At 67.3% G+C, this 24,718-nt stretch carries 26 protein-coding genes and 2 tRNA genes; 16 read left to right on the plus strand and 12 right to left on the minus strand.

Going from position 1 to position 24,718, the window contains the following annotated elements:
• Positions 1-53: 53 nt before the first annotated feature.
• From G3A44_RS06055 to G3A44_RS06075, 5 genes are all read right to left on the minus strand, one after another.
• On the minus strand, positions 54-860 hold the full coding sequence (locus tag G3A44_RS06055) for an ABC transporter ATP-binding protein (RefSeq protein WP_163456612.1): 807 nt from the start codon (positions 858-860) through the stop codon (positions 54-56).
• Positions 857-2,164 (minus strand): branched-chain amino acid ABC transporter permease, encoded by a 1,308-nt coding sequence (locus tag G3A44_RS06060; protein ID WP_163456613.1) that lies wholly within the window; start codon positions 2,162-2,164, stop codon positions 857-859. Before G3A44_RS06060 ends, G3A44_RS06055 begins: the two co-directional genes overlap by 4 nt.
• Before the next feature lie 30 nt (positions 2,165-2,194).
• Complete coding sequence (locus tag G3A44_RS06065) at positions 2,195-3,169, minus strand: branched-chain amino acid ABC transporter permease (protein WP_203561315.1); 975 nt, start codon at positions 3,167-3,169, stop codon at positions 2,195-2,197.
• 261 nt (positions 3,170-3,430) lie between these two features.
• The gene (locus G3A44_RS06070; RefSeq protein ID WP_163456615.1) at positions 3,431-4,681 is read right to left on the minus strand and encodes a branched-chain amino acid ABC transporter substrate-binding protein; all 1,251 of its coding nucleotides are present in this window, start codon (positions 4,679-4,681) and stop codon (positions 3,431-3,433) included.
• Between the two features lie 205 nt (positions 4,682-4,886).
• Positions 4,887-6,527, minus strand: coding sequence for a 3-(methylthio)propionyl-CoA ligase (locus G3A44_RS06075; protein WP_163456709.1), 1,641 nt, complete (start codon positions 6,525-6,527; stop codon positions 4,887-4,889).
• A 221-nt stretch (positions 6,528-6,748) separates the two neighbouring features.
• Between G3A44_RS06075 and G3A44_RS06080 the strand changes: the two genes are divergently transcribed.
• From G3A44_RS06080 to G3A44_RS06100, 5 genes are all read left to right on the plus strand, one after another.
• Entirely contained in the window at positions 6,749-8,281 is a 1,533-nt protein-coding gene (locus tag G3A44_RS06080) for a protein adenylyltransferase SelO (RefSeq protein ID WP_163456616.1), read from the plus strand.
• A gap of 44 nt (positions 8,282-8,325) precedes the next feature.
• On the plus strand, positions 8,326-8,754 hold the full coding sequence (gene msrB / locus G3A44_RS06085) for a peptide-methionine (R)-S-oxide reductase MsrB (protein ID WP_163456617.1): 429 nt from the start codon (positions 8,326-8,328) through the stop codon (positions 8,752-8,754).
• Complete coding sequence (locus tag G3A44_RS06090; protein ID WP_163456618.1) at positions 8,751-9,407, plus strand: septation protein A; 657 nt, start codon at positions 8,751-8,753, stop codon at positions 9,405-9,407. Before msrB ends, G3A44_RS06090 begins: the two co-directional genes overlap by 4 nt.
• The gene (locus G3A44_RS06095; RefSeq protein ID WP_163456619.1) at positions 9,404-9,679 is read left to right on the plus strand and encodes a BolA family protein; all 276 of its coding nucleotides are present in this window, start codon (positions 9,404-9,406) and stop codon (positions 9,677-9,679) included. The genes G3A44_RS06090 and G3A44_RS06095 overlap by 4 nt, the downstream gene beginning before the upstream one ends.
• A 180-nt stretch (positions 9,680-9,859) precedes the next feature.
• Positions 9,860-10,663, plus strand: coding sequence for a peptidylprolyl isomerase (locus tag G3A44_RS06100; protein ID WP_375138633.1), 804 nt, complete (start codon positions 9,860-9,862; stop codon positions 10,661-10,663).
• A gap of 110 nt (positions 10,664-10,773) precedes the next feature.
• Here G3A44_RS06100 and G3A44_RS06105 read toward each other — a convergent pair whose 3' ends face one another.
• Complete coding sequence (locus G3A44_RS06105) at positions 10,774-11,463, minus strand: ABC transporter ATP-binding protein (RefSeq protein WP_163456620.1); 690 nt, start codon at positions 11,461-11,463, stop codon at positions 10,774-10,776.
• Here G3A44_RS06105 and G3A44_RS06110 point away from each other — a divergent pair.
• Positions 11,462-12,136, plus strand: a complete 675-nt coding sequence (locus G3A44_RS06110) for an arylesterase (RefSeq protein WP_163456621.1) — start codon at positions 11,462-11,464, stop codon at positions 12,134-12,136. The genes G3A44_RS06105 and G3A44_RS06110 overlap by 2 nt on opposite strands.
• Positions 12,137-12,175: 39 nt before the next feature.
• Here the strand turns inward: G3A44_RS06110 and G3A44_RS06115 are convergent, their stop codons facing one another.
• The 6 genes from G3A44_RS06115 to lgt form a co-directional block, all read right to left on the minus strand.
• Complete coding sequence (locus tag G3A44_RS06115) at positions 12,176-13,630, minus strand: DUF6600 domain-containing protein (RefSeq protein WP_163456622.1); 1,455 nt, start codon at positions 13,628-13,630, stop codon at positions 12,176-12,178.
• A 145-nt stretch (positions 13,631-13,775) separates the two neighbouring features.
• Positions 13,776-14,336 carry a peptide deformylase gene (locus G3A44_RS06120; RefSeq protein ID WP_163456623.1) on the minus strand — a complete coding sequence of 187 codons (561 nt, stop codon included), beginning with the start codon at positions 14,334-14,336 and terminating at the stop codon, positions 13,776-13,778.
• 167 nt (positions 14,337-14,503) lie between these two features.
• A tRNA-Val gene (locus G3A44_RS06125) sits at positions 14,504-14,578 on the minus strand.
• A 67-nt stretch (positions 14,579-14,645) separates the two neighbouring features.
• Positions 14,646-14,720: transfer RNA gene (locus tag G3A44_RS06130), tRNA-Val, on the minus strand.
• A 57-nt stretch (positions 14,721-14,777) separates the two neighbouring features.
• Positions 14,778-15,494, minus strand: a complete 717-nt coding sequence (gene dnaQ, locus G3A44_RS06135) for a DNA polymerase III subunit epsilon (RefSeq protein ID WP_163456624.1) — start codon at positions 15,492-15,494, stop codon at positions 14,778-14,780.
• Between the two features lie 3 nt (positions 15,495-15,497).
• Positions 15,498-16,316 (minus strand): prolipoprotein diacylglyceryl transferase, encoded by an 819-nt coding sequence (gene lgt / locus G3A44_RS06140; protein WP_163456625.1) that lies wholly within the window; start codon positions 16,314-16,316, stop codon positions 15,498-15,500.
• Positions 16,317-16,411: 95 nt separating this feature from the next.
• On the opposite strand from lgt, the gene ribBA reads away from it, so the two are divergent.
• The 10 genes from ribBA to tolA all read left to right on the plus strand — a co-directional run bounded on the left by ribBA (position 16,412) and on the right by tolA (position 24,649).
• Positions 16,412-17,509 carry a bifunctional 3,4-dihydroxy-2-butanone-4-phosphate synthase/GTP cyclohydrolase II gene (gene ribBA / locus G3A44_RS06145; RefSeq protein ID WP_163456626.1) on the plus strand — a complete coding sequence of 366 codons (1,098 nt, stop codon included), beginning with the start codon at positions 16,412-16,414 and terminating at the stop codon, positions 17,507-17,509.
• 22 nt (positions 17,510-17,531) lie between these two features.
• Positions 17,532-17,996 (plus strand): 6,7-dimethyl-8-ribityllumazine synthase, encoded by a 465-nt coding sequence (ribH, locus tag G3A44_RS06150; RefSeq protein ID WP_163456627.1) that lies wholly within the window; start codon positions 17,532-17,534, stop codon positions 17,994-17,996.
• On the plus strand, positions 17,993-18,481 hold the full coding sequence (nusB, locus tag G3A44_RS06155; RefSeq protein ID WP_163456628.1) for a transcription antitermination factor NusB: 489 nt from the start codon (positions 17,993-17,995) through the stop codon (positions 18,479-18,481). The genes ribH and nusB overlap by 4 nt, the downstream gene beginning before the upstream one ends.
• Positions 18,482-18,554: 73 nt before the next feature.
• Positions 18,555-19,739 carry a pyridoxal phosphate-dependent aminotransferase gene (locus G3A44_RS06160; protein ID WP_163456629.1) on the plus strand — a complete coding sequence of 395 codons (1,185 nt, stop codon included), beginning with the start codon at positions 18,555-18,557 and terminating at the stop codon, positions 19,737-19,739.
• Between the two features lie 75 nt (positions 19,740-19,814).
• Positions 19,815-21,443: a serine/threonine-protein kinase gene (locus tag G3A44_RS06165; RefSeq protein ID WP_163456630.1), complete on the plus strand. Its 1,629-nt coding sequence runs from the start codon at positions 19,815-19,817 to the stop codon at positions 21,441-21,443.
• 62 nt (positions 21,444-21,505) lie between these two features.
• Positions 21,506-21,946: a TssQ family T6SS-associated lipoprotein gene (locus tag G3A44_RS06170; RefSeq protein WP_203561310.1), complete on the plus strand. Its 441-nt coding sequence runs from the start codon at positions 21,506-21,508 to the stop codon at positions 21,944-21,946.
• Positions 21,947-22,026: 80 nt separating this feature from the next.
• Positions 22,027-22,485, plus strand: a complete 459-nt coding sequence (ybgC, locus tag G3A44_RS06175) for a tol-pal system-associated acyl-CoA thioesterase (protein WP_163456631.1) — start codon at positions 22,027-22,029, stop codon at positions 22,483-22,485.
• Positions 22,482-23,171, plus strand: coding sequence for a protein TolQ (gene tolQ, locus G3A44_RS06180; protein WP_163456632.1), 690 nt, complete (start codon positions 22,482-22,484; stop codon positions 23,169-23,171). The genes ybgC and tolQ overlap by 4 nt, the downstream gene beginning before the upstream one ends.
• A 12-nt stretch (positions 23,172-23,183) precedes the next feature.
• Positions 23,184-23,612: a biopolymer transporter ExbD gene (locus tag G3A44_RS06185; RefSeq protein ID WP_163456633.1), complete on the plus strand. Its 429-nt coding sequence runs from the start codon at positions 23,184-23,186 to the stop codon at positions 23,610-23,612.
• Positions 23,613-23,644: 32 nt separating this feature from the next.
• A complete protein-coding gene (gene tolA / locus G3A44_RS06190; protein ID WP_203561311.1) occupies positions 23,645-24,649 on the plus strand; it encodes a cell envelope integrity protein TolA in 1,005 nt (334 codons plus the stop codon).
• The last annotated feature ends 69 nt before the right edge of the window (positions 24,650-24,718 follow it).

Genomic DNA, 24,718 nt, shown 5'->3' on the forward strand with positions numbered 1-24,718 from the left:
ATGGTGAGGTGCCATCGCGGCGGCCGCAGAGGCCTTCAGGGGGGGGGCGCCACTCATGCGGAGGCTCCGACGAAGGAAGACGGCGCAGCGGCGGCCTGCGTCTCGGCCAGCACGCTGCCTAGATAGGCTTCTTGCACGCGGGCATTGGCACGCACCGCCTCGGGGGTGTCAAAGGCGATGACCTCGCCATAGACCAGGACGGCAATGCGGTCAGCCAGGCCGAAGACCACCCCCATGTCATGCTCCACGGTCAGCAAGGTCTTGCCTTCGGTCACTTCCCGGATGAGCTGGATGAAACGGGTCGTCTCACTCTTGCTCATGCCGGCGGTGGGCTCGTCCAGCAAGATGACACTGGAGCCGCCGGCGATGGTGATGCCAATCTCTAAGGCGCGCTGCTCGGCATAGGTCAGGTTGACGGCCAGCTGGTCACGACGCTTGTCCAGGCGGATCATGGCCAGCACCTCCTCGGCGCGGTCATTGACCGCACGCATGTCGGCCAGAAAGCGCCAGAAGGCGTAACGTGCGCCCATGCTCCACAGCACCGCACAGCGCAGGTTCTCGTAGACCGAAAGCCGGTTGAACAGATTGCTGACCTGAAAGCTGCGGGCCAAGCCGCGACGGTTGATCTCATAGGGTTTGAGACCATCGATGCGCTGACCGTGCAGCCGGATCTGACCACTGCTCAAGCCAAAGCGGCCGGAGATGAGGTTGAAGAGCGTGGACTTTCCCGCGCCGTTCGGGCCGATGATGGCTACCCGCTCACCGGGACGCACCTGCAGGTTCGCCCCTCGGATGATCTCGGTCTTACCGAAGCACTTGCGCGCGTCGATCAGTTCCAACGCAAAGCCGTTGCTGCTCACAGACCCTCCCTGCGCTTGATCTCGCGCTCAATCTCTTCCTGCACCTCGCCCCACTGCGCCAAGAAGTGCCGGCGGGCCAGTTCGAAGAGAAAGGCGCCGGTCAGACAGGCGAACCCCGCGCCGACCCAGGCATCCACCCCCAGGGCGTTGATCTGCGCCCCCAGGAAGGGCGTCATCGGCCCCAGGGCCGCGTTGAGCTGCAGGTGGTAGACCATTTCCACCATGGCCGCCCCCCCCAGGAGCAGGGTCAAACCCGTGCCCCCCAACGCCAGGTAAGCCGTCCAGAGCTTGCGCAGCTTGCCGAAGGCAGCCACACGCAGGTTCATCATGATCAGCGCCGCAAAGCCACCCGGCGCATACATCACCATCAGCAGGAACACGCCACCCAGGTACAGTAGCCAGGCCTTGGTGAACTCAGACAGCAACACCAGCGCCACCACCATCAGCACCGCCCCGATGATGGGACCGAAGAAGAAGGTGGCCCCGCCGAGGAACACGAACAGCAGGTAGGCCCCCGAGCGTGCCGCCCCCACCACCTCGGCGGTGACGATCTCGAAATTGATGGCCCCCAGCCCCCCCGCGATCCCGGCGAAGAAGCCTGAGAGCATGAAGGCCAGGTAACGCACGTGCTGGGTGGAATAGCCAATGAATTCCACCCGCTCCGGGTTGTCCCGAACCGCGTTGAGGATGCGCCCCAGCGGCGTGCGGGTGAGGGCGTACATCGCCGCGGTGCAGATGAAGCAGTAGACGGCGATCAGGTAGTACACCTGCAACTGCGGACCGAAGCTGATCCCCCAGACCTTCTCACCCACCACCCGGTTGGCCGAAATTCCCCCCTCCCCACCAAAGAACTCCGGCAGCATCAGCGACATGCTCCAGACCAGTTCACCAATGCCCAGGGTGATCATCCCGAAGGTGGTACCCGCCTTCTTGGTGGTGACGTAGCCCAGCAGGGCCGCAAAGAACAGACCCGCCAGCCCGCCGACCAGCGGCACCAGGCTCACCGGCAGGGCCAGCTCACCCCGCCCCACCAAGTTGAGGGTATGGATCGCCAAGAAGCTGCCCAGGCCGCTGTAGACGGCATGGCCGAAGCTGAGCATCCCCCCCTGCCCCAGCAGCATGTTGTAGGCCAGGCAGGCGATGATGGCGATGCCGATCTGGCACAGCATGGTCTGGGCAAAGCTGCTCTTCCAGAGCATGGGCGCCACCAGGAGTGCCAGGGCGAAGAGTCCCCAGATCACCCAGCGGCCCACATTCCAGGGCCGGAAGTGCAGGTGGGGTCGGGTTTCGTGGATGTGGCTCATGGTCGGTTCAGGGTCGTCCTGGGCCCAGGGTCATTCATCGCGGGTGCCCAGCAGGCCCTTGGGCCTGAAGATGAGCATGAGCACCAGCAGCAGATAAGGCAGGATGGGAGCGGCCTGGGCCAAGGTGATACGCAGCAGCGGCCAGCCCGGCGTCTGCGGCCCCACGTCGCCCCCCATGCCGCGCACCAGCGAGGCCAACGAGGCATCCACGGTCAGCGGCAAGGTCTGTAACAAGCCGATGAGCACCGAGGCCACAAAGGCGCCAGCCAGCGAGCCCATGCCGCCCACCACCACCACCACAAAAATGATGGAGCCGACCACGGCTGCCATGGCAGGCTCGGTGACGAAGGTGATGCCGCCGATGACGCCCGCCAGGCCGGCCAGCGCGCAGCCGGCGCCAAAGACGAGCATGAACACCCGCGGCACGTTGTGGCCCAACGCCTGCGCCATCTCCGGATGGGTCAGGGCGGCCTGGATCACCAGTCCGATGCGGGTTCGGGTGAGCAGCCACCACAGCGCCAGCAGCATGCCCAGCGCCACGACCATCATGAAAGCGCGGGTCAGCGGAAAGCGCGAGCACTGCACCACCACCTCCTGCCCGGCCCGGCACAGCTCCGCCGGAGCGGCACCGCCCACCACCGACAGCCCGTCGCGCGCCGACTGCACGAAGGTAAAGGCTGGCCCCTGCAACCAGGTCGGGGGATTGAAGGAGAGCGGCGTGCGACCCCAGACGAGCTGCACCACCTCCAGCACCACATAACTCAGCCCGAAGGTGATGAGCAGCTCGGCCACATGACCGTAGGCATGCACCTTGCGCAGCACCAGCCGCTCAAAGCCGGCGCCCATGAGCCCCACCACCAGGGGCGCCAGCACCAGCGCCAGCCCAAAACCCAGCCAACCGGTGAGCGTGTAGGCCACATAGGCCCCCAGCATGTAGAAGCTGGCGTGGGCGAAATTGAGCACGCCCATCATGCTGAAGATCAGCGTGAGGCCGGAGCTGAGCATGAACAACAGCAGCCCGGAGCTCAGGCCATTGAGCAGGTTGATGAGGATCTGGTCCACGTTGGGCGTCGGTCAGTGGAGGGTTGTAGGGTGCAGGCCTGCAGCGCCCGGCACCGGCACGCCCCCCAAAAGGAAACCGCGCCGGCGCCAAACAGCCACCACCCGCTCGGCCACTCGGTCGGGCGCGGGCCGAAATGTCGCCCAGAATCGTCGGCAGCGACAAGCCCAGGGCACATACCGACCCTGGGCCAACACGGGCCCGCCTCAGGGTCGCTTCATCTGGCAGGTGGTGGGCGTGCTGGACACGTAGCTGTCGAAGGCCCGGACCTCGGCAAAGGTGTGCCCGGTGTTTTCGAAGTCGTAGCTGTTCTTCTTGTCGGTCTTCTGCCAGACCGAGATGAACAACGGCTGCTGCAGCTGGTGGTCGGACTTGCGCATCTCGACCTCACCGTTGAAGCTCTTGACCTTGAGCCCCTCCAGGGCTGCGGCCACCTTGACCGGGTCGGTGGACTTGGCCTTGGCAACAGCCGCCGAGAGCAAGGCAAACAGGTGGTAGGTCGAACCGGTGTACCAGTCGGCGCCGAACTTGGCCTTGAAGTCGTTCATCACCTGGCTGGCCACCCCCCCCATGTTGGAATGCAGGTAAGACACTTGGAAGACCCGGCCCGCCGCTTCCGCGCCCATGGCGGTGGGTGTGCCGGTCACGCCGGCGTAGTAGGTGAAGAACTTGACGTTCAGGCCGGCGTCGTTGGCGGCCTTGATGAGCAGCGTCAGGTCGGATCCCCAGTTGCCGGTGATGACCGTGTCCGCGCCACTGGCCTTGATCTTGGCCACATAGGGGGCGAAGTCACGCACCTGGGCCAGCGGGTGCAGGTCCTCTCCCACAAACTGGATGTCCGGACGCTTGGCCGCCAAGGCCTCCTTGGCGTACTTGGCCACCTGGTGGCCGTGGGCATAGTTCTGGTTGATCAGGAAGACCTTGCGGATGTCCTTCTGGTCCTTCATGAAGGCCGAGAGCGCCTCCATCTTCATGCTGGTGTCGGCATCCAGACGGAAGTGCCAGTAGTTACATTTGCCATTGGTCAGGTCAGGATCCACGGCCGAATGGTTGAAATACAGCACCTCCTGCCCCGGATTGCGCTCGTTGTGCTTGGCAATCGCGTCGATCAGGGCCAGCGCCGCGCCGGAGCCGTTGCCTTGGGTGACGTAGCGCACGCCCTGGTCAATCGCAGACTTCAAGGCGTTGAGCGTTTCGGCCGGGCTGAGCTTGTTGTCAATGGGGACGATCTCGAACTTCACGCCCGCCGGGTTGTTGCGGCTGAACTGCTCGGCCAGGAACTGGAAGCTCTTGACCTGGTTCTGACCGACCGGTGCCATCAACCCGGTGAGGGGATCGATCCAGGCGATGCGCACCGTCTCGCCCTTCTGTGCCCAGACGCTGGCGGCCGAGCAGGCCAAGGCGGCCGAGAGGGCCGTGAGGGCCAAGGTGTGGAACTTGCGGCGGGGGAACGTCATGTCTGTCTCCTTTGCAGGTCTGTGGCCGGTGGCGGCTGCAGCGCCCTGTCAGCCTGGCCTGTGACGGTATCCAAGACCCCAGGGCGCGGCGTCAGGGACTTCCTGTAAGGCTTGTCCCGCCCGTGACAGGCCGACCGCCGCCGCGGTCTCCGGGGCGTCAGGGCCTGCGGGCACACCCTGCCTCCCCGCCTCCGCCGCAGCTCGCTCAGCCCGTGGGCAAGGCATGCCCGCGGAACTGCTCCCGCAACTTGAGCTTCTGGATCTTGCCGGTGGCCGTGTGGGGAATCTCCTCGACAAACACCACATCGTCCGGAATCTGCCACTTGGCGATGCGGCCTTCATAGAACGCCAGCATGTCTTCGCGGCTGAGGCTGGCGCCGGGCTTGCGCACCACCACCAACAGCGGCCGCTCGTCCCACTTGGGATGGCGTGCTGCGATGACCGCGGCCTCGTGCACCGCAGGATGGGCCATCGCGACGTTCTCCAGGTCAATGGAGCTGATCCATTCGCCCCCGGACTTGATCACGTCCTTGCTGCGGTCGGTGATCTGCATGAATCCATCCGCATCAATGGTGGCCACGTCGCCTGTCGGAAACCAGCCGGGCTGGCCGTCCACGCTAACCAGCGGAGACGCCTGGCTGCCCAGGTAGCGCTCGATCACCCAGCCCCCGCGCACCACCAGATTGCCCGAGGACTTTCCATCCCATGGCAGGCTGACGCCGTCGTCGTCGATGATGGCCATGTCGATGCCGTAGATCACCCGGCCCTGCTTTTCCAGCAGGCGCTGCCGGGCCTCGGCAGGCAGCGTCAGGTGTTTGCTCTTGAGCTTGGACAGGGTGCCCAGCGGTGAGAGTTCGGTCATGCCCCAGGCATGGATCACCTCCACGCCAAAGTCTTCCTGCAGGGTCTTCATCATGGCCGGCGGACACGCCGACCCGCCGATGACCGTGCGCCGGAAGTGGCTGAACTTCAGGCCCTGGGCCTTCATGTAGGTGATCAGCCCCAGCCAGACGGTGGGCACCCCGGCGGAGAAGCTCACCCGCTCGCCCTCGAAAAGCTCGTAGAGGGACTTGCCATCCAGGTGGGGGCCGGGCAGCACCAACTTGGCCCCCACCAAGGCCGCGGCGTATGGAATGCCCCAGGCGTTGACATGGAACATGGGCACCACGGGCAGGATGACATCCTGGGAGGCGCAATTCATCGCGTCAGGCAAGGCAGCGGCATAGGCGTGCAGCACCGAGGAGCGGTGGCTGTAGACCGCCCCCTTCGGATGGCCCGTGGTGCCCGAGGTGTAGCAGATGCTGGAGGCGGTGTTCTCGTCCAGGTCCGGCCAGTGGTAGCGACCGTCCTCGGCGGCCAGCAGCTCCTCGTAGCACAGGAGCCCGGGCAGGGTGCTGGCCGCGGGCATGTGCTCGCGGTCCGTCATCAGCACCAGGTGGCGCACCGTCGTCAGCGAAGGGGCCAGCTTCTCCACCAGCGGCAGGAAGCTGAGGTCAAAGCACAACACCGCATCGGCCGCATCCTGGACGATCCAGGCGATCTGCTCCGGGAACAGCCGCGGGTTGATGGTGTGGCACACCAGCCCGGAGCCCGACGTGCCGTAGTAGATCTCCAGGTGACGGTGGCCGTTCCAGGCCAGGGTCCCCACCCGTTGACCGGGTTCGCAGCCCAAGCGGGCCAGGGCCTGCGCCAGCTGCCGGGACCGCTGGGCCACACCCGCCCAGGTGGTGCGGTGCAAGTCACCCTCCACCCGCTTGGACACCACCTCGGTGTCGCCCGCATGCCGCTCCGCATGGGTCAGCAGGCTGGAAATCAGCAGAGGCATCTGCATCATGCGGCCCATCATCGGGGCACGGTCTTCGCGGCTCATCGGTGTCTCCTGTTGGCTCGTCATCACCCAAGTTCGCACCGGTGCGGTCGCTGGCGCGCCACATGGCCGCAGCGCCACCTGCCCACCGGCGGACGCGGTGATTCCATCTTAGGCAGCGCCCCCGCCAGGTCACCCGGGGGACAGCCCCAATGCCCCTGCGTCACCTCGGCGACAAGCGGCTGCCTACACTGCGACGCATGTCCGCCCCCTCGACTCCCGCCGGCCACGCCACATCGCCCGGCGCGCACTGGATCAACCGATTCGCCCAGCTGCCCGCCAGGTTCCACACCCGCCTGCAGGCCCAGGGGCTGCCGGACCCGCATTGGGTGATCACCAGCGACGATTGCGCCGCACTGCTGGGATGGCCCACCGACTGGTGGCAGGCGGCTGCACCGGCGGAACAGGCCAGCGCCCTGGCCGTCTTCAGCGGACAGACCCGCTGGCCAGGCATGGATCCCCTGGCCACTGTGTACAGCGGCCACCAGTTCGGCCACTGGGCCGGACAGCTGGGCGATGGCCGGGCCCTGTGGCTGGGCGAGCTGCAGGGCCCCGAGGGGCCGCTGGAATTGCAGCTCAAGGGCGCCGGGCGAACGCCCTACTCCCGCATGGGCGATGGACGCGCGGTCCTACGCTCTTCCCTGCGCGAGTTCCTCGCCTCCGAGGCCATGCACCACCTGGGCATCCCGACCACCCGGGCCCTGTGCCTCACCGGCTCTGCGCTGCCGGTTCGCCGGGAACGGGTGGAGACCGCCGCGGTGCTCACCCGGGTGGCGCCCAGCTTCTTGCGCTTTGGCCACTTCGAACACTTCTGCCACCACGGTCAGCACGACGACCTGCGGACGCTGCTGGACTTCGTGCTCCAGCACCTGATGCCCGGCTGCAGGGCACGGCCCGACCCGGCCCTGGCGGTGCTCGAGGAAGTCACCCGGCTGAGCGCCGACTTGGTGGCGCAATGGCAGGCCGTCGGCTTCTGCCATGGGGTGCTCAACACCGACAACATGTCGTTGCTGGGGTTGACGCTGGACTACGGCCCCTTCGGATTCCTGGACGGCTACGACCCGCAGCACATCTGCAACCACAGCGACGAACGCGGCCGCTACGCCTATGCCGCCCAGCCCAACATTGTGTGGTGGAACCTGCACGCGCTGGCGCAAGCCCTGCTGCCCCTGGTGGGCAGCGGCCAGGGGGAGGAGACAGACATCCTGGCGCTGCAGGAAGTGCTCGGCCGCTTCGCGCCCCATTTCCAGGCCCGCACCCAGGCCCTGTGGCGCGCCAAGCTTGGCCTGCGCCAAGCCGAGGAGGAGGACGCCACGCTGGTCAGCGACTGGCTGGCGCTGTTGGCCGCCGAGCGCGTGGACTTCACCATTGCGCACCGCCGCCTGAGCGCCTACGACCCTGCCGAGCCGTCCACCCTGACGCCACTGCGCGACCTATTCGTCGCGCCGCAGGGGCTTCACGCCTGGGCACAACGTCTGGCAGACCGCGTGGCGCGCGAAGGCCTGCCGGGGCCGCAACGGCTGGCCGCCATGCGGGCCTGCAACCCCAAATATGTATTGCGCAACCACCTCGCGGAGCTGGCCATCCGGGATGCCGAGGTCGGAGACTTCGGTTTCCTGCAGCGACTGCACCAGGTGTTGCGCCGCCCCTTTGAAGAACAACCGGAACACGAGGCGCTTGCGGGCTTCCCGCCGGACTGGGCCGGCCAGCTCTGCGTGTCCTGCTCCTCCTGATTCCTCCTGATTCCTCCCGACTCTTCCATTCGCCAGGTGCAGCCATGGCCCACGACCACGACGATCCCCGCTATCCCATCCGCAAGCCCGAAGCCCAGTGGCGTGCCGAACTGGATCCGGTCCAGTATGCGATAGCCCGCCAGGCCGCCACCGAGCGGCCCTTCACCGGCCGCTACTGGGACCATTGGGACCAGGGCCGCTACCACTGCATCGGCTGCGGCACAGCCCTGTTCGAGTCCGACACCAAATTCGACGCCGGCTGCGGCTGGCCGAGCTTTTGGGCCGAGGCAGCCGGGAACCATGTCGAGCGCCTGGTGGACCGCTCACACGGCATGGTGCGGGTGGAGGTGCGCTGCGCCCACTGCGGCTCCCACCTGGGCCACGTCTTCGATGACGGACCTGCGCCCAGTGGTGAGCGCTACTGCATCAATTCCGCAGCGATAAACTTCGCGCCCACTCCGGACGCACCATGAAACTGCTGCTCGACTTCCTGCCGCTCATCCTCTTCTTCGGCACCTTCAAATACGCCGAATCCCACAAGGACTGGGCCGCAGGCTTCGCTTCCGAACACTTCGGCGCCCTGGTCTCCGGGGGGGTCGTCGGCCCCGACGAAGCGCCGGTGCTGCTCTCTACCCTTGTGGTGATCGTGGCCACCCTGGCCCAGGTGCTGATCCTCAAGCTGCGTGGCCGCAAAGTGGACCTCATGCTGTGGATCAGCCTGGTCATGGTGGTCGGGCTGGGGGGGCTGACCATCTGGCTGCACGACGAGACCTTCATCAAATGGAAGCCGACGGGCCTGTACCTCGCCTTCTCAGTGGTGCTGGCGGTGAGTGAGCGTTTCTTCCGCCGCAACCTGATCCGCACCCTGCTGGGCGATCAACTGCCACTGCCGGCGGCCGCCTGGCGGCGCATCAACGCCGCCTGGGTACTGTTCTTTGCGGTCATCGCGGTGCTGAACATTGCCGTGGCCTACAGCGTGGACACCGCCACCTGGGTCAACTTCAAAGTCTTCGGCATCACCGGCCTGATGGCCGTGTTCATGGTGGGCCTGGGGGTCTACATCCACCGCGTGTTGCCACCCGAAACACCAGAGGCGCCGCGCAGCACCGAGGAAGGACCGCAATGAGCCGCCCTCACGTGAGCGCCCAGGCTGTGCACGCAGCCCTGCAGGCCGCGCTGGCCCCGCTGTCCCTGGTGGTGCATGACGACAGCGCCGACCACGCCGGACACGCCGGTGCACGCGAAGGCAGCCACCTGCGGGTGGAGATCACCTGCCAGCGCTTCTCCGGCCTGAGCCGGGTGGCCCGTCATCGCCTTGTGTATGATGCCCTTCGCAGTTTGATGCCCCAGGGCATCCACGCGCTGGCCATCCAGGCTCGATCGCCTGGGGAACCCTGAGCCGACAAGCCGGCCGGTGCGCAGCCTGCAGGCTCGGGTTCCGACACCTCTGCGAGCGCGTCCACCGATCTCATCCTCTCTGCACCGCAATCGCCCGCGCCCCTTGTTGGCGCCCAAGCCGGCGACCCTGCGATCCTCCCCTTCCACGACAGACCCCGAGTCACCCGAAAGGCGACACGCATGAACCTGAAGAGAACCGCCCTGGTCGCCGCTGCGGCCCTGATCCTGCCGCTGGCCGTCCAGGCGCAGAACGTGGCCATCGTCAACGGCAAGGCGGTGCCCAAGACCCGTCTGGAGACGCTGCTGCAACAAGCCAGCCGCTCAGGCCAGCCCGTGACCCCCGAAATGGAAGCACGAGCCCGTGACGAGGTGGTGCTGCGCGAAATCTTCGCCCAGGAAGCCGAGCGCCGTGGCGTGGGTGCCACCGCCGAGTACAAGGCCCAGCTTGAGCTGCTGCGCCAGACCGTGCTGATCCGCGAGCTCTTTGCCCAGTACCAGAAGAAGAACCCCGCCACCGAGGCCGAGGCGCGCGCCGAATACGACAAGGTCAAGGCCACCGTGTCGGGCACCGAGTACCGCGCCCGCCACATCCTGGTGGAGAGCGAGGAAGAGGCCAAGAAGCTGATCGCCCAGATCCAGGGCGGCGCCAACTTCGAAGAGCTCGCCAAGAAGCACTCCAAGGATCCGGGATCCGGCGAAAACGGCGGCGACCTGGACTTCGCCAAGCCCGACGCCTACGTGCCGGAGTTCGGCCAAGCCATGGCCGCCCTGAAGAAGGGTGAGCTGACCGCGACCCCCGTCAAGACCCAGTTCGGCTGGCACATCATCCGCCTCGAGGAAACCCGTGAGGCCAGCTTCCCCTCCTTCGATGAGGTCAAGCCGCAACTGATGCAACGCCTGGCCCAGCAGAAGCTGCAAAACTACCAAGACGGCCTGCGTAAGGGCGCCAAGCTCAACGGCTACAAGTTCTCCAACGAGGAGTGAGCCGCCGGGCCGCGCAAGCGGCCCAGGATTGCCATTGACGCCCCGGCCCTGCCGGGGTTTCGCATTTCTGGGATGCTGACCGGAAGCAGGCGGCGCCGCCCGCCACCGGATCAGGTCGTTGCCGCGCTCAACTCACGCAGGCGACCAGCGTCGATGTGGAGTTGCCGGCCACAGCGCGCGGCAATTCCCAGGTCATGCGTGACCATGAGCAGGGTGGTCCCCACCTCCTGGTTGAGCTCGAACATCAGGTCCATCACCTTGAGGCCTGTGGCGTGGTCCAGACTGCCGGTCGGCTCGTCGGCCAGCAGCACGGCCGGACGCATGACAAAGGCACGAGCCAGCCCGACCCGCTGCTGCTCTCCCCCCGACAGCAGTCGCGGATAGTGCCCGAGACGGGCACCCAAGCCCACGCGTTCGAGCATCTCGCGCGCCGCGGCGCGCGCATCCCGCCGGCCCGCCAGCTCCAGCGGCAACATCACGTTCTCCAGTGCCGTGCGGTTGCCCAGCAATTGGAAACTCTGAAACACGAAACCCAGCTGCTGGGCTCGCCACGCCGCCCTGGCATCCTCGTCCAGCGAGAAAAGATCCCGCCCACCCAGGCGGACCTTACCCGCCGAGGGCACGTCCAAACCCGCCACGATGCCCAACAGGGTACTCTTGCCCGAACCCGAGGCGCCGACGATCGCCGCCGTCTCCCCACGCTGCAGGGCGAAATGAATGTCATGGAGAATCGTCAGCGCACCCGTGGCGTCCGACACCTGCTTGGACACGCCGTCCACGGCAATGATGGGTTCACTCATGCAAGATCGTCTGAAGGATGTCGCCCATTCGGCCTGGAGCCGGCGCGGGTGGATCACTTACTGTAGCCTGCTGCTGGCCGCACCGCTGACCCACGCCCGGAACGCCCCCGGCAGCTCCCGGGTGGTGGTGGTCGGCGACAGCCTCTCTGCTGAATATGGCCTGCCGCGAGGTGCGGGTTGGGTGGCGCTGCTGCAGAACCGCCTGGCCAAGCGCGCCGGCCCATCGGTGGAGGTGGTCAACGCCAGCATCAGCGGAGACACCACGGCGGGCGGACTCAGCCGGTTGCCCACCCTCCTGCGGCGGCACCGGCCCAGCCATGTGGTCATCGAGCTGGGCGGCAACGACGCCCTGCGGGGCCTGCCCCTGGACACCACCCGCCAGAACCTGCGGCGCATGGTCTCCCTTTGCCGCGAGGCCGGTGCCGAGGTGCTGTTGGTGGGCATCGCGGTCCCGCCCAACTACGGCGCCCGCTATGGCGAATCCTTCACCCAGCTCTTCGGTGAGGTGGCCAAGGCCGAAAAGGTGCCCCTGGTGCCGTTCCTGCTGGCAGGCGTGGCCGACGTACCGCAGGCACGCGAACTTTTCCAGGCCGATGGCATTCACCCGACCGCACAAGCCCAAACCCGCATGCTGGACAACGTGTGGCCCGCGCTCGATCGACTGCTGCGCTGAAGACCGCCACAGCGCGGCTGTACCCACCGGGCGCCAGCCTCATTCAGCCTCGCGCCGAGGCTGCCGATCTTGAGGACGGCGATCCGGCCGGATGGGGGCACGGGCATTCGGCACGGGCTCTGGCGGGCGCGCCACGTCGGCGGCACGGCGCCCCGGTGAATCGACGATCACCGGTCGGGCCGGCGTAGGTCGGGACGCGGGAGGGGGCGCCCAGGCCGGCGCCTCGGTGCCGGCACGCTCAGAAGCCTCAACGGTATTCGGTGCCGGACGCTCCCGGACCGGTAGCGCACGCATGGTGGGCGCCCGCTCGTTCACGCCCGGCGCCGAGACACTGCCACGGCCCTCTGCCACCGGGGCGGTTACGGCCCCTGACGACCAGGACGAAGAAGGCACGCCCACGACAGCGTCCACCCGCTGGATGAACCGCCCCGGCTCCGGCCGCGGAGGGATCCGGCGATCCGGCTGACGGACCACCCAGCCCACACCAGGATGCCCGGGTCCACGGCCGGCAGGCGGCCGCGCGCCGGGCAGGCCCTGCCAGTCGACGATGGCCGGTGCCCACTGCGGATGGGGGTGCGGATCAGGCACCCACCACCAAGCTCCCCGCCACATCATCCAACTTCCATGGTGGAACGGCGCAAAGCCCCAGGGCGCATCATCGAGCCAGACCCAGCCCCAGGGCTCACGCCACCACCAGCGCCCTTGCTGAAATGGCTGCCACCCCGGAGGCACAGCATGCGGCCGCCACACCGCCCCCCACTCGGGATGCTGGTCCCAGGTGCCGTGGCGGTGCAGGTCGCCAGCACCGGTCAGGCCTACGGAGAGCCCCACCACGGCGGGCTGCACCGCCGGTTCGTCCTCGGCGCGCAGCAATTCTTGCTGCCAGGGGGTCAAACTCGTACCGGCGACCTGGGTGCTGCGGGAAGTCTGCAGGCCCACGCCCAGCCAGCGCGCCTGCCACACCTGTCCATCCACCAGCACTTCCTGCCCAAGCACGTGATGGACCTGCCAGGACCCTCCACGGGCCTGCACCCGGCTGCCCTGCCCCTCGCGCTCCACCACCAACACGCCCGGGGTGAGCCCCTGCCAGTCGCCTTCAGGCGTGCGCACATGCCAAACACTCGAGCCTGGCGCCGGCCGCCACACCACACGACCCTGGCCCAGCGACAGATCCACCCGGCGTTCATCCGCACGCTCCAGATGTAAGGTGGCCGGACCGACGGCGCGCAACGTGCCGGCGCCCCATTGCACCTCCGCCTGTGCCCCGGCGCCCAACCGAAGCCGGTCGCCTTCGACCAGCGGCTGGTTGGTCTGGGCCGGTTGCTCTGGCTCACTGCCCGCCTGCCAGACCACCTGACCGGCAACCCACGACAGGCGCAGCACCACCGTTGGCCAGTCGGTACCCTGGGCACCGGCCCTTACGGCCGGCAGCAGCAGACCCAGCAGCAACGCCAACCTCCACCACCGCAGCAGCCCCAACGCCAGCTTCGACACACGGGCAGGACGCGGTCCTCCCGCACGTCCCCTCGATTGCGCAGCAACCATCCCAGACTCCTTGCAGACCCGACTGCAACGCGGCAGGCCTGCTACCGGTGGACAGGGTCAAACCCACCGCAGCGCACCGTGCGAGCCACCCGACTCAGCGGGCTGCAACTGCCGCCGTGTCCTCCAAGTCAGGAAACAACTCCGAGACAAAGCCTAACCGGGTCAGGTCGGCCATCCGTGTGGGATAGAGGCGACCGATCAGGTGGTCACATTCATGCTGCACCAGCCGGGCATGAAAGCCTTCGGCCTCTCGCTCCAGCCACCGACCGCTGGCGTCACGGCCGCGATAGAGAATGCGCCGCCACCGCGGTACCCAGCCCCGAAGGCCCGGCACCGACAGGCAGCCTTCCCAGCCCGACTCCTCCTGAGGAGGGCCAGACGAATCGGCCAGGGGCAGGATCTCAGGGTTGACCAACACCGTACGAGGCACCGGCGGCGCATCGGGATAGCGGGCGCTGCGATCAAAGCCAAACACCACCACCTGCAATGACACCCCAATCTGCGGCGCTGCCAGACCCACACCGCCCGTGACCGCCAGCGTGTCCCAAAGATCCACCACCAAGGCCTCCAGATCAGGATCGTCCCACCGGACCACCGGCGCGGCCGTCTGCAACAGCAGCGGATGCCCCATCTTCAACACTTGGCGTACGGTCATGTCCGGCTCCATGGCAAACGGCGCAGGGCCGCCTGATCGCCGAAGGCGCCACGGCCATGCATGTGGGTGCAAGGTAACATGCGCAATGGACGCGGCCAAAACGAAAACGCCCTGACCGAAGGGACAGGGCGTTGAACGTGCAGTAAAAACTGCGGGGGCACCGGCGGTGGTGGGCGGTGCAGGGTTCGAACCTGCGACCCCTGCCGTGTGAAGGCAGTGCTCTACCGCTGAGCTAACCGCCCGTTGTTGCTTTTTCCGCTGAAGCGGGTTCTGCAAGTTCCGGTGACGGCCGGTGTGAAGTTTCCAGTGTGGTGGGCGGTGCAGGGTTCGAACCTGCGACCCCTGCCGTGTGAAGGCAGTGCTCTACCGCTGAGCTAACCGCCCGCCTCAGCTGATGCGACTGCTTTTCAGCAACATCTGCATCAGCAGGAAAGCCTGTGATTATGCCGAGATAATCGGCCAACCGGCAAGTACCCCACCATTTTTATCAAGATCTTTCAGGGCGGCCACATGGGCCTCCCGCTCCAGATCGTCGGGCTCAAGCACCGGCAGCACAAAACCGCTCAGGTCCACCTCTGCCGTGTCCAGCAGGCCTGCAGCCGGCACCTGGCTCTCCCCCTCCTCCTCCATCACCAGGGACTTCTGTCCCCGGGTCATGCGGATGTAGACCTCCGCCAGCAAGCCCGCATCCAGCAGCGCACCGTGGAACGTCCGGTTGGAGTTGTCGACCTCCAGCCGGCGGCACAGCGCATCCAACGAGTTGGCCTTGCCCGGATAGAGCTCACGCGCCATCAGCAGGCTGTCGGTGATGGCCCCCACCTGCGTCGACAGTGGCGGCTGCCGCAGCCGTGTCAGCTCCGCGTTCAGGAATCCCACGTCGAACGCGGCGTTGTGGATGATGAGTTCGGCGCCTCGCACGAACTCCAGGAACTCCTGGGCCACCTCGGCAAACCGCCGCTGCCCTGCCAGGAACTCGTCGGTCAAGCCGTGCACGCGCACCGCCTCCTCGCTGCTCTTGCGCTCCGGGTTGAGGTAGAGGTGCAAGGTGCGGCCGGTCAACTGCCGGGCCTCCATCTCCACGCAGCCGATCTCCACCACCCGATCCCCCTGCTCAGGTGATAGGCCGGTGGTTTCCGTGTCCAGAAAAATCTGACGCATGGCTCAGGCCTCCTTCACGCCATGGCGGCTAGACCAGCGCCACAGCAGGGCACCACCCACAAGCATGGGCAGACACAACCACTGGCCCATGCTCATGCCCAGGCTGAGCAAGCCCAGGAAGGCATCGGGCTCGCGGAAAAACTCCGCCACAAAGCGCAACAGCCCATAGCCCATCAGGAACAGCGCCGAGACCTGACCCCATGGCCGCTGCCGGCGTCCGAAGAGCCACAGCACGGCAAACAGCAGCAATCCCTCCAAGGCAAACTGGTAGAGCTGGGAGGGGTGGCGCACCAGGTCGGAGCCCGACTGGGGAAACACCATGGCCCACGGCAAGGCGGGATCGGCCACACGCCCCCAGAGTTCACCGTTGATGAAGTTGCCAATGCGCCCGCTGGCCAGCCCGGTCGGCACGCACGGCGCCACCAGGTCCATCACCTGCCAGAACGGCCGCTGACGCAGCCGCGCATACAGGGCCAGGGCGAAGATCACCCCCAACATGCCGCCATGGAATGACATGCCTCCCTTCCACACCGACAGCACCTCCAAGGGGTGTGCCAAGTAATAGTCGGCTTTGTAGAAAAGCACATAGCCCAGGCGCCCTCCCAGGACTACCCCCAAGACGCCGAAAAACAGCATGTCTTCCACGTCGCGGCGGATCCAGCCCGTCTGCGCAAACCAGGGCAGGGCCACCCGGCGCCCTGCCAGCCAAAGAAAAAGGACGAAGGCCACCAGGTAGGTCAAGCCATACCAGTGCACCTGGATCGGCAGCCCCCATCCGGTCAGGTCCAACGCGATGGGGTTGAATTGGGGATGCATCAACATGGGCTGGCATCATACGGAGGCCGTCAACGCCTGGGCTTGGCGACGTGCCATCCCCCCGCCCGCGCAGGCCGCAGGGCGCCGCCTACAATCGCGGGATGCCCATCTCCCCCGTTACTGAACTGGTGGCCGAGCTCGCCGCCGGTCGCATGGTGATCCTGGTCGACGAAGAGGACCGCGAGAACGAAGGCGATCTCGTCCTCGCCGCCGACCATGTCACGCCCGAAGCGATCAACTTCATGGCCAAGTTCGGCCGTGGCCTGATTTGCCTGACCATGACCCGCGAACGCTGCGAACGCCTGCAGCTGCCGCCCATGGCGACCCGCAACGGCACCCCCCACGGCACCGCCTTCACGGTCAGCATCGAAGCGGCTGAAGGCGTGACCACCGGCATTTCGGCGGCAGACCGCTCCCGCACCGTGCAGGCGGCCGTGGCCCCGAACGCCAAACCCACCGACCTGGTGCAACCGGGCCACATCTTTCCTCTGCAGGCGCAAGACGGGGGGGTTCTCATGCGTGCAGGCCACACCGAGGCGGGCTGCGACCTCGCCGCCATGGCAGGCCTGACGCCAGCTTCGGTGATCTGCGAAATCATGAACGACGACGGCAGCATGGCCCGCCTGCCCGATCTGGAGGTCTTCGCGCAGGAGCACGGGCTCAAGATCGGCACCATCGCCGACCTGATCACGTACCGCAGCCGCAACGAGAGCCTGGTTACCCGTACCGGTCAGCGCACCTTGGTGACCCCCCAGGGCGCATTCGACTGCCATGTGTTCCGAGACCGCTCGCAACGTGTGCACCTGGCCCTGACGCGCGGCCAGTGGCAGCCCGACGACGAGGTGCTGGTCCGCGTGCACGAACCCTTCTCCGTGCTCGACCTGCTCGACGGCAGCGGCTCCAACGGCCATTCCTGGCCGCTGCCCAAGGCCCTGGCCGCACTCCAGGCCGCAGACCGCGGCGTGGCGGTTCTGCTGAACTGTGGCACCGAGACAGGCGACGACCTGCTCAACCAATTGCTGCCGCCGACCGGACAAGCCGCACCGCGGCCCAGCGTGGACCTGCGCACCTACGGCGTGGGCGCCCAGATCCTGCGCGGGCTGGGGGTGCGCCGCATGCGGCTGCTCGGCAGCCCCCGCCGCATGCCCAGTATGACGGGCTACGGCCTTGAGGTGACGGGTTTCGTCGCCGCCTCCTGACACCAAGCGGAGACCACACACCATGCAAGGTGCAGACAAGGGCCAGGCTGGCAGCCTGGAGGGCGAAGGCCTGGCCATCGGCATCGTCCGGGCCCGGTTCAATGACGCCATCACAGAGGCGCTGGCTCAGGCCTGCCTGAAGGAACTCGCCGCCCTGGGCGTACACGCCAACCACATCACCCAGCTGAGCGTGCCTGGGGCACTGGAGGTGCCGGTGGCACTGCGTGCCCTGGCCGATAGCGAAGACTACGATGCGCTCATCGCGTTGGGTTGCATCATCCGCGGCGAGACCTACCACTTCGAACTGGTGGCCAACGAGAGCGGTGCAGGCGTCACACGGGTGTCCCTGGACTACCAACTGCCCATCGCCAACGCCATCCTCACCGTGGAAAACGAAGCCCAGGCCTGGGCACGCACGGAAGAGAAGGGCCGGGACGCCGCCCGGGTGGCGGTGGAGATGGCCAACCTGCTGGAGTCCCTGCCATGAACGCGCCTCAGGCCCCCAAGCCCGTGTCGCGTCGCGGTGCGCCCAAGTCTTCCCGTCGCCTGGCGCGTGAAGTTGCCCTCCAGGGCCTCTACGAATGGCTGCTGACCGGCAGCGATTCCGGCACCATCCTGGCCCACATGGCCGAGCAAGAGGGTTTCGAGCGCTGTGACCGGGCGCATCTCGATGCCCTGCTCTGCGGATGCATTGAGGAAGCAGCCGCCCTGGACGCGGTGCTGGCCCGGCAGGTGGACCGTCCCACCCAGGAACTCTCGCCGGTGGAGCACGCCATCCTGCTGATCGGCGCCTACGAGCTGCGCCACTGCCTGGACGTGCCTTACAAGGTCGCCATCAACGAGGCGGTGGAACTGGCCAAGTCTTTTGGCGGCACCGATGGCCACCGCTACGTCAACGGCGTGCTGGACCGCACGGCGGCCGAGCTCCGACCCCACGAAGTTCAAGCGGCCCGGCCCCCGGCCCGGGGTTGATCACCCACGGCGGTGCCTTTGCCGGCAACCGCCCCCTCGCAGCCCAAGCAGCTGCGTCACCCCTGCAGTACCCATGAAACTCGCTCGGCGCCTGAACCAGATCGAACCCTTCTACGTGATGGAGTTCGCCAAGTCAGCCGCCCTGCTGGCCGCCAGCCCGGCCTGCGACCCGGCGCTGGGTGGCCGGCGCATGATCCACCTGAACATCGGTGAACCCGATTTCACGGCGGTGGGCGAAGTTCAAGCCGCCGCGCAGGCCGCCATTGCCGAGGGGCGGACCCAATACACCGACGCCTTGGGGCTGCCCGCCCTGCGCCAGGCCCTGTCAGCCTGGTACGCAAGCCGATTTGGTCTGCAGGTGCCTGCCCGGCGCATCGTGGTCACGGCCGGTGCGTCGGCAGCACTGCAGCTGGCCTGTCTGGCGCTCTTTGAGAGTGGCGACCAGGTGCTGATGCCGGATCCGACCTATCCGTGCAACCGTCACTTCGTGGCCGCGGCAGGCGCTCAGGCCATGGCCGTGCCCACGCAGGCGCAAGACCGGTTCCAGCTGAGCGCGCAACAGGTCCGGGACCACTGGCAGGCGGCCACCGCCGGCGTGCTGCTGGCCTCCCCGTCCAATCCCACCGGCACCTCGGTTGCCAGTGCCACGTTGCGGGACATCGTGGAATGCGTCCGGGCCCGAGGCGGGGTGACGCTGGTGGATGAAATTTATCTTGGCCTGTCCTACGACGACGAATATGGCCAGTCCGCCCTGCAGTTTGGGGAGGATGTGATCTCCATCAACAGTTTCTCCAAATATTTCTGCATGACCGGCTGGCGCCTGGGCTGGATGGTGGTGCCAGAGTCCTTGGTGCCAGCCGTGGAGAAACTGCAGCAGAACCTGTTCATCTGCGCCTCCACCATCGCACAGCACGCTGCACTGGCCTGCTTCCAAGACAGCGCGATCGCCCAGTTTGAGGCACGCAGGCAGGCCTTCCGCCAACGCCGCGACCTCGTCCTGCCGGCCTTGGCCTCTATGGGCCTGCCTGTACCGGTACCGCCGGATGGGGCCTTCTACGCGTGGGCCGACTGCAGCGGCCACGGGCAAGACAGCTGGACGTTCTGTGAACGCATGCTCCACGAAGCCCAAGTCGCCCTCACGCCAGGCCGAGATTTCAGCCGCGCATACTCCGACCGGTTTTTCCGCCTGTCCTTTGCCAGCAGCCTGGACAATCTCCAGCAGGCCCTCTCACGCATGGCCCAGTTGCTGGCGCCTTGAAAACAAGAAAAAAACTTGGGGACACCGGGGATGCGAGGCGTGAGAAATTCCCGCAGTTTGCGTATGCTTGCGGCCATGCGCTGGAACCCGTTTCGGAAGAACGCGGGCATCGCCACGCCAGAACAGAACGCAGGCTTTGAAGCCACCGTCATCGAGGATGTGCCCCGGAGCGCCTTCGATCCGGGCGTGACGCTGGCCGCGATCGCCGCGGAGCACACCGCCCAGGAGACTGCCTCCAAATCACCCGCGATCGGACAGATCGGGCGGTTCGTGCTGCGCTCCGTGCTCGGACAAGGTGGGCTGGGTACCGTCTACAACGCCTGGGACCCTCTGCTGTCGCGCTCCGTGGCAGTCAAGACCCTTCGGGTGGCGGGTGACGCCGAAGCCCAGCACAGCGCCGAGGAACTGCTGCTCAACGAGGCACGTGCCTCGGCGCGGCTGTCGCACCAGCACATCGTCACCGTCTTTGACGCCGGCCTGTCCGACCAAGGCGTGTACATCGCCATGGAGCCGCTGCGGGGCGTGGACCTGCGCAAATTGCTGCAGCAGGGCTGGCGGCCGACGGCCATCGAGATCGCCCAGTTGGTGCGGCGGGTGGCGGACGCGCTGGCCTATGCCCACGGCAAGGGCGTGGTGCACTGCGACGTCAAGCCGGCCAACATCTTCATGGTGGACCGCAAGTCACCCAAGGTGCTGGACTTCGGCATTGCGCGCCTGGCCCACCGGGACGGCACGGCCCCTGGCGGGCCCACGGCCGGGTCGCCCTACTACCTGGCGCCTGAGCAGATCCGAGGTGAGAGCATTGACCGCCGCGCCGATGTCTATTCGCTGGGGGTGGTCCTCTTCGAACTGTTGACCACCAAGGTGCCCTACACCGGGGACTCACTGGACGACATTCTGAATGCGGTGCTGCATGCCCCGGTGCCGCAGGCCCGCAAGCTCAATCCGCAGGTGCCCTCCGGGTTGTCGACCATTGCGGCCAAGGCCATGTCTCGTGCGCCGGACGACCGCTATCCCTCCGCCCGGCACCTCGCCAACGACTTGCGCGAGTGGCTGATGTCCTCGGAGGCCCGCGCCCTCAGCCGTACGCCGGAAGAACAGCGCCGCAAGGTGTTGACCCTCACGGCCGTGGTGCTGACCGCCATCGCCGCGGCCGCTGGCTGGCAGAGCTGGCAGCGCAGCCAGCCCTCGGCCCCAGTCCTCACCGCAGCGCCGGCGGCAGCGCCAGTCGTGGCACCCGTGGCCCCGGTGGCTGCGCCCTCACTGCCAGCATCGGCAGCATCCGCCACCAGCGCAGACCCTGCCCCCGTTGCGACGCCCGCACCAGCGGCCGTCACGACGCCGCCCCCCGCGGCGACACCCACCCCCACCGCTGTACGCCCAGCGCCCGCTCCGCGGACCGGTGCCACGCCCATGGCCGGCCGCGAATCCCGCGAGCCGCCGGCCATCCAGGCCGTGCCCCCCCCCACGGTGGCGGTGGCGCCTGCACCGAGCCATGGCACGGTGCAACTCGCCATCACGCCCTGGGGGCAGGTGGAGATCGACGGCAGTCCGGTGGGCACCGCCCCGCCGCTTTCCAAGCTCAACTTGACGGTGGGGCAGCACACCATCACCATCCGCAACGCCGATTTCCCTCCCGTAACCCGACTGGTGGAGGTGGAGGGCGACAAGACGGTGGTGGTCAAGCACAAGTTTGGCAACTGACGCCCGGCGCCCGCGGCCGCGCCTGGCCGGCCAACGCCTTTTAAGCTCTCCGTTCCTTGCGCATGACCCGTCCTCACCCGCCCTCTGCCCTCCTCCGCCCCACGCTGGCCTCGCTCCTGCTGGCCAGCGCCTGGGCCTTGTCGGCCTGCAGCGGCGGCTTGCCGCTGCTGGGCGGTCCTGATCCCGGCAGCAGCGGCCTCACCGAAGTGATGAACCGCCCGGCTGAACGCAACCTGCTCAACGGCATCCGCGCCTATGACGATGGGCAGTACACCGAAGCCGAGCGCCACCTGGGTGATGCCTTGCGTCTGCAGTTGGTGAGTGCCAAGGACCGGTCCACGGCCTACAAGACGTTGGCCTTCATCTACTGCTCGACGGGGCGGCGAGTCGACTGCGAGAAGGCCTTCCGGCAGGCCCGCCTGGCCGATCCGGCCTTCGCCCTCACCAAGGCTGAAGCAGGCCACCCCCTCTGGGGTCCGGTCTATGCCGAGTCGCTGCGCTGAGGCTGCGGCGGTGTCTGGCGCCCGGGGCGGAGCGCTCCGCTAACATGGCGCGCCGGCGCCTTGAGCCCGGCCCCTTGCCGATGCACGACGAACCGAGTTCCACGCCCTGCCCCGATGCGGCGCTGCCCCCTGCCCACTTCGAGTGGCCAGCCCGCGTGTACTGGGAAGACACCGACGCCGGCGGCATCGTCTTCTACGCCAACTACCTCCGTTTTTTCGAGCGCGCGCGCACCGAGTGGCTGCGCGCCCTGGGACTGGGCCAGCAGGCGCTGGCCGAGCAGACCGGAGCGATCTTTGTCGTGAGCCGCACCGCGGTGGACTACCGGCGGCCCGCCAGGCTGGATGATCTGCTGCGCCTGACCGTCCAGCTGCAACGCTGCGGACGTGCCGGCTTCGAGGTCCATCAACAGGCCTGGCGCGGAACCGAGCTGCTCTGCGAGGGTCAGGTCCATGTGGCCTGTGTGGACCGTCTCACCTTCCGCCCGCGGCGCATGCCCGACGCGGTGCTTCAACCGCTTTCCTCCTTTGCCTGTGTATGAACCACCAGGATCTGTCCATCATCAATCTCGTGCTGCAGGCCAGCCTGGTCGTGCAGTTGGTCATCGCCGGGCTGTTGCTGATCAGCCTGGCCAGTTGGAGCGTCATCTTCGCCAAGCTGGTCGGCCTGCGCCGGGTGAAGAACCATAACGAGGGCTTCGAGCAGGAATTCTGGTCAGGCAAGAACCTCAGTGAGCTCTACCGGGCCGCCAGCAGCAAGGCCGACGCGGGCCCCATGGAGCGGGTCTTTGCCAGCGGCATGCGGGAGTTCATGAAGCTGCGCGAGCGCCGACTGGACGGCCCCACGCAACTCGACGGTGCGCGGCGGGCCATGCGTGCCTCGCTGCAGCGGGAACTCGACACGCTGGAAGGCAACATCGGCTTTCTGGCTTCGGTGGGTTCGGTCAGCCCGTATGTCGGCTTGTTCGGCACGGTCTGGGGGATCATGCACGCCTTTGTGGGCCTGTCCAACCTGCAGCAGGTCACCCTGGCCACGGTGGCCCCCGGCATCGCCGAAGCCCTGGTGGCCACGGCGATCGGCCTGTTCTCTGCCATTCCCGCCGTGATCGGCTACAACCGCTTCGCCCGGGAGGTGGACCGCATCGCCATCCAACTGGAGAGCTTCATGGAGGAGTTCTCCAACATCCTGCAGCGCAACCTGTCGGCCTCCCCGGCCGCCTCCCACTGAGAGGCGCCGACCATGGCCAGCGTGATGTCCCGTGGCGGCGGGCGGCGCCGCCGCTCGATGGGCGAGATCAACATGGTGCCCTTCATCGACGTGATGCTGGTGCTGCTGATCATCTTCATGGTGAGTGCGCCGCTCATCACCACCGGGGTGGTGGACCTGCCCACGGTCGGCAAGGCCAAGCAGATGCCCACGGCCGTGGTGAAGATTGAAATCAGCGCCGAAGGCTCGCTGAGCGTACGCAAGGATGCGGAGGAGCCCACGGTCGTGACCGACAAGACGCTGGTGTCGACCGTCAAACGTCTGCAGGGCGGCAATGCCGAGGTGCCGGTCATCCTGTTCGGCGACAAGAACGTGAAGTACGACGCCGTGGTGCAGGTCATGAAGAAGCTCAACGCCGAGGGGGTCCAGCGTGTGGGCCTGGCCCTCAAGCAGGGCGGATGACGCCGCGGCCCCAACCCGTCCCGACCACGATGATGTCTGCCCGACAGGCTGACCTGCTGCGGCCGCCCAGCGCCGACAGCCATGGCTTGGGGGTGTCCCTGGCCCTGCTGATCCACCTGGGCCTGGTGGGTGCCCTGACCTGGAGCGTGCAATGGCGCTCCGAAGAGCCACAGCCCGTGGCGGCTGAGCTCTGGGCCGCGGTACCGCAGGTGGCGGCCCCGCCGGCCCCCGAGCCGCCGCCAACCCCTGAGCCAACGCAGGAACCGGAACCTGCCCCCCTTCCGCCGCCGCCGGCCCCAACCCCGGAGCCGGTGCGCGCGCCCGCACCACCGCCCCCGGTGGCCGACCGCGAGGCCGAGATCGCCCTGGAGAAGCGGCGGGAGGCTGAACGGCAGGCCCGCAAGGAAGAGGAGCGGCTACAAGCCCGTCGCGAGAAGGAACGCCAGGAGAAGCTGCAGGCGGAGCGGGAAAGGGCCGAGGAGCTCGCCCAGCAAAAAGCCCTCAAGGAAAAGGCGGCCAAGGAGAAGGCCGCCAAGGAACAGGCCGCCCGCGAGAAGGCGGCCAAGGAAAAGTCGGACAAGGAGCGCCAGGCCCGAGAAGACGCCACGCGGGACAAGGCAGCCAAGGAAAAGGCCGCGCGAGAGGAATCCGCCCGCGCGGAGAAGCTCCGGCAGGAGCAAATCCAGCGCATGCAGGCCCAACTGGGCGGCGTGCCGGGCGCCACTGGCGGGCCCCAGAGCAGCGGTCGGGATCTGCGAGATGCCGCCCCCTCCGCCGCGTACGCCGGGCGAATCAAGGCGCGCATCAAGCCCAACATCGTGCTCACGGAGCAGGTGCCGGGCAATCCGGTGGCCGAGGTCGAGGTGCGGGCCGCCCCGGACGGCACCATCCTTGGCCGCCGGCTCGTCAAGAGCAGTGGCAACGGCGATTGGGATGATGCCGTGCTGCGTGCCATCGACCGGACCGGCATGCTGCCGCGGGACACCGACGGCCGCATTCCGCCCACCCTGCTGATCGCTTTCAAGCCCTACGACTGATGCGGCGCGGCGCCCCGCAGGGCGCCGCGTGCTCGCACCTCACCAGCCCGATAGGCCGGACGGGTCCAG

The organism is Ideonella livida, from assembly GCF_010499455.1.
Classification (GTDB): domain Bacteria; phylum Pseudomonadota; class Gammaproteobacteria; order Burkholderiales; family Burkholderiaceae_C; genus Ideonella; species Ideonella livida.

What these genes read in the sequence shown, in the direction of transcription:
- G3A44_RS06060 (WP_163456613.1), bottom strand. Translation starts at nt 2,164, where the DNA reads ATGAGCCACATCCACGAAACCCGACCCCACCTGCACTTCCGGCCCTGG.
- G3A44_RS06065 (WP_203561315.1), bottom strand. Translation starts at nt 3,169, where the DNA reads ATGCTCAGCTCCGGCCTCACGCTGATCTTCAGCATGATGGGCGTGCTC.
- G3A44_RS06070 (WP_163456615.1), bottom strand. Translation starts at nt 4,681, where the DNA reads ATGACGTTCCCCCGCCGCAAGTTCCACACCTTGGCCCTCACGGCCCTC.
- G3A44_RS06075 (WP_163456709.1), bottom strand. Translation starts at nt 6,527, where the DNA reads ATGATGGGCCGCATGATGCAGATGCCTCTGCTGATTTCCAGCCTGCTG.
- G3A44_RS06080 (WP_163456616.1), top strand. Translation starts at nt 6,749, where the DNA reads ATGTCCGCCCCCTCGACTCCCGCCGGCCACGCCACATCGCCCGGCGCG.
- msrB (WP_163456617.1), top strand. Translation starts at nt 8,326, where the DNA reads ATGGCCCACGACCACGACGATCCCCGCTATCCCATCCGCAAGCCCGAA.
- G3A44_RS06090 (WP_163456618.1), top strand. Translation starts at nt 8,751, where the DNA reads ATGAAACTGCTGCTCGACTTCCTGCCGCTCATCCTCTTCTTCGGCACC.
- G3A44_RS06095 (WP_163456619.1), top strand. Translation starts at nt 9,404, where the DNA reads ATGAGCCGCCCTCACGTGAGCGCCCAGGCTGTGCACGCAGCCCTGCAG.
- G3A44_RS06100 (WP_375138633.1), top strand. Translation starts at nt 9,860, where the DNA reads ATGAACCTGAAGAGAACCGCCCTGGTCGCCGCTGCGGCCCTGATCCTG.
- G3A44_RS06110 (WP_163456621.1), top strand. Translation starts at nt 11,462, where the DNA reads ATGCAAGATCGTCTGAAGGATGTCGCCCATTCGGCCTGGAGCCGGCGC.
- G3A44_RS06105 (WP_163456620.1), bottom strand. Translation starts at nt 11,463, where the DNA reads ATGAGTGAACCCATCATTGCCGTGGACGGCGTGTCCAAGCAGGTGTCG.
- G3A44_RS06120 (WP_163456623.1), bottom strand. Translation starts at nt 14,336, where the DNA reads ATGACCGTACGCCAAGTGTTGAAGATGGGGCATCCGCTGCTGTTGCAG.
- dnaQ (WP_163456624.1), bottom strand. Translation starts at nt 15,494, where the DNA reads ATGCGTCAGATTTTTCTGGACACGGAAACCACCGGCCTATCACCTGAG.
- lgt (WP_163456625.1), bottom strand. Translation starts at nt 16,316, where the DNA reads ATGTTGATGCATCCCCAATTCAACCCCATCGCGTTGGACCTGACCGGA.
- ribBA (WP_163456626.1), top strand. Translation starts at nt 16,412, where the DNA reads ATGCCCATCTCCCCCGTTACTGAACTGGTGGCCGAGCTCGCCGCCGGT.
- ribH (WP_163456627.1), top strand. Translation starts at nt 17,532, where the DNA reads ATGCAAGGTGCAGACAAGGGCCAGGCTGGCAGCCTGGAGGGCGAAGGC.
- nusB (WP_163456628.1), top strand. Translation starts at nt 17,993, where the DNA reads ATGAACGCGCCTCAGGCCCCCAAGCCCGTGTCGCGTCGCGGTGCGCCC.
- G3A44_RS06160 (WP_163456629.1), top strand. Translation starts at nt 18,555, where the DNA reads ATGAAACTCGCTCGGCGCCTGAACCAGATCGAACCCTTCTACGTGATG.
- G3A44_RS06165 (WP_163456630.1), top strand. Translation starts at nt 19,815, where the DNA reads ATGCGCTGGAACCCGTTTCGGAAGAACGCGGGCATCGCCACGCCAGAA.
- G3A44_RS06170 (WP_203561310.1), top strand. Translation starts at nt 21,506, where the DNA reads ATGACCCGTCCTCACCCGCCCTCTGCCCTCCTCCGCCCCACGCTGGCC.
- ybgC (WP_163456631.1), top strand. Translation starts at nt 22,027, where the DNA reads ATGCACGACGAACCGAGTTCCACGCCCTGCCCCGATGCGGCGCTGCCC.
- tolQ (WP_163456632.1), top strand. Translation starts at nt 22,482, where the DNA reads ATGAACCACCAGGATCTGTCCATCATCAATCTCGTGCTGCAGGCCAGC.
- G3A44_RS06185 (WP_163456633.1), top strand. Translation starts at nt 23,184, where the DNA reads ATGGCCAGCGTGATGTCCCGTGGCGGCGGGCGGCGCCGCCGCTCGATG.
- tolA (WP_203561311.1), top strand. Translation starts at nt 23,645, where the DNA reads ATGTCTGCCCGACAGGCTGACCTGCTGCGGCCGCCCAGCGCCGACAGC.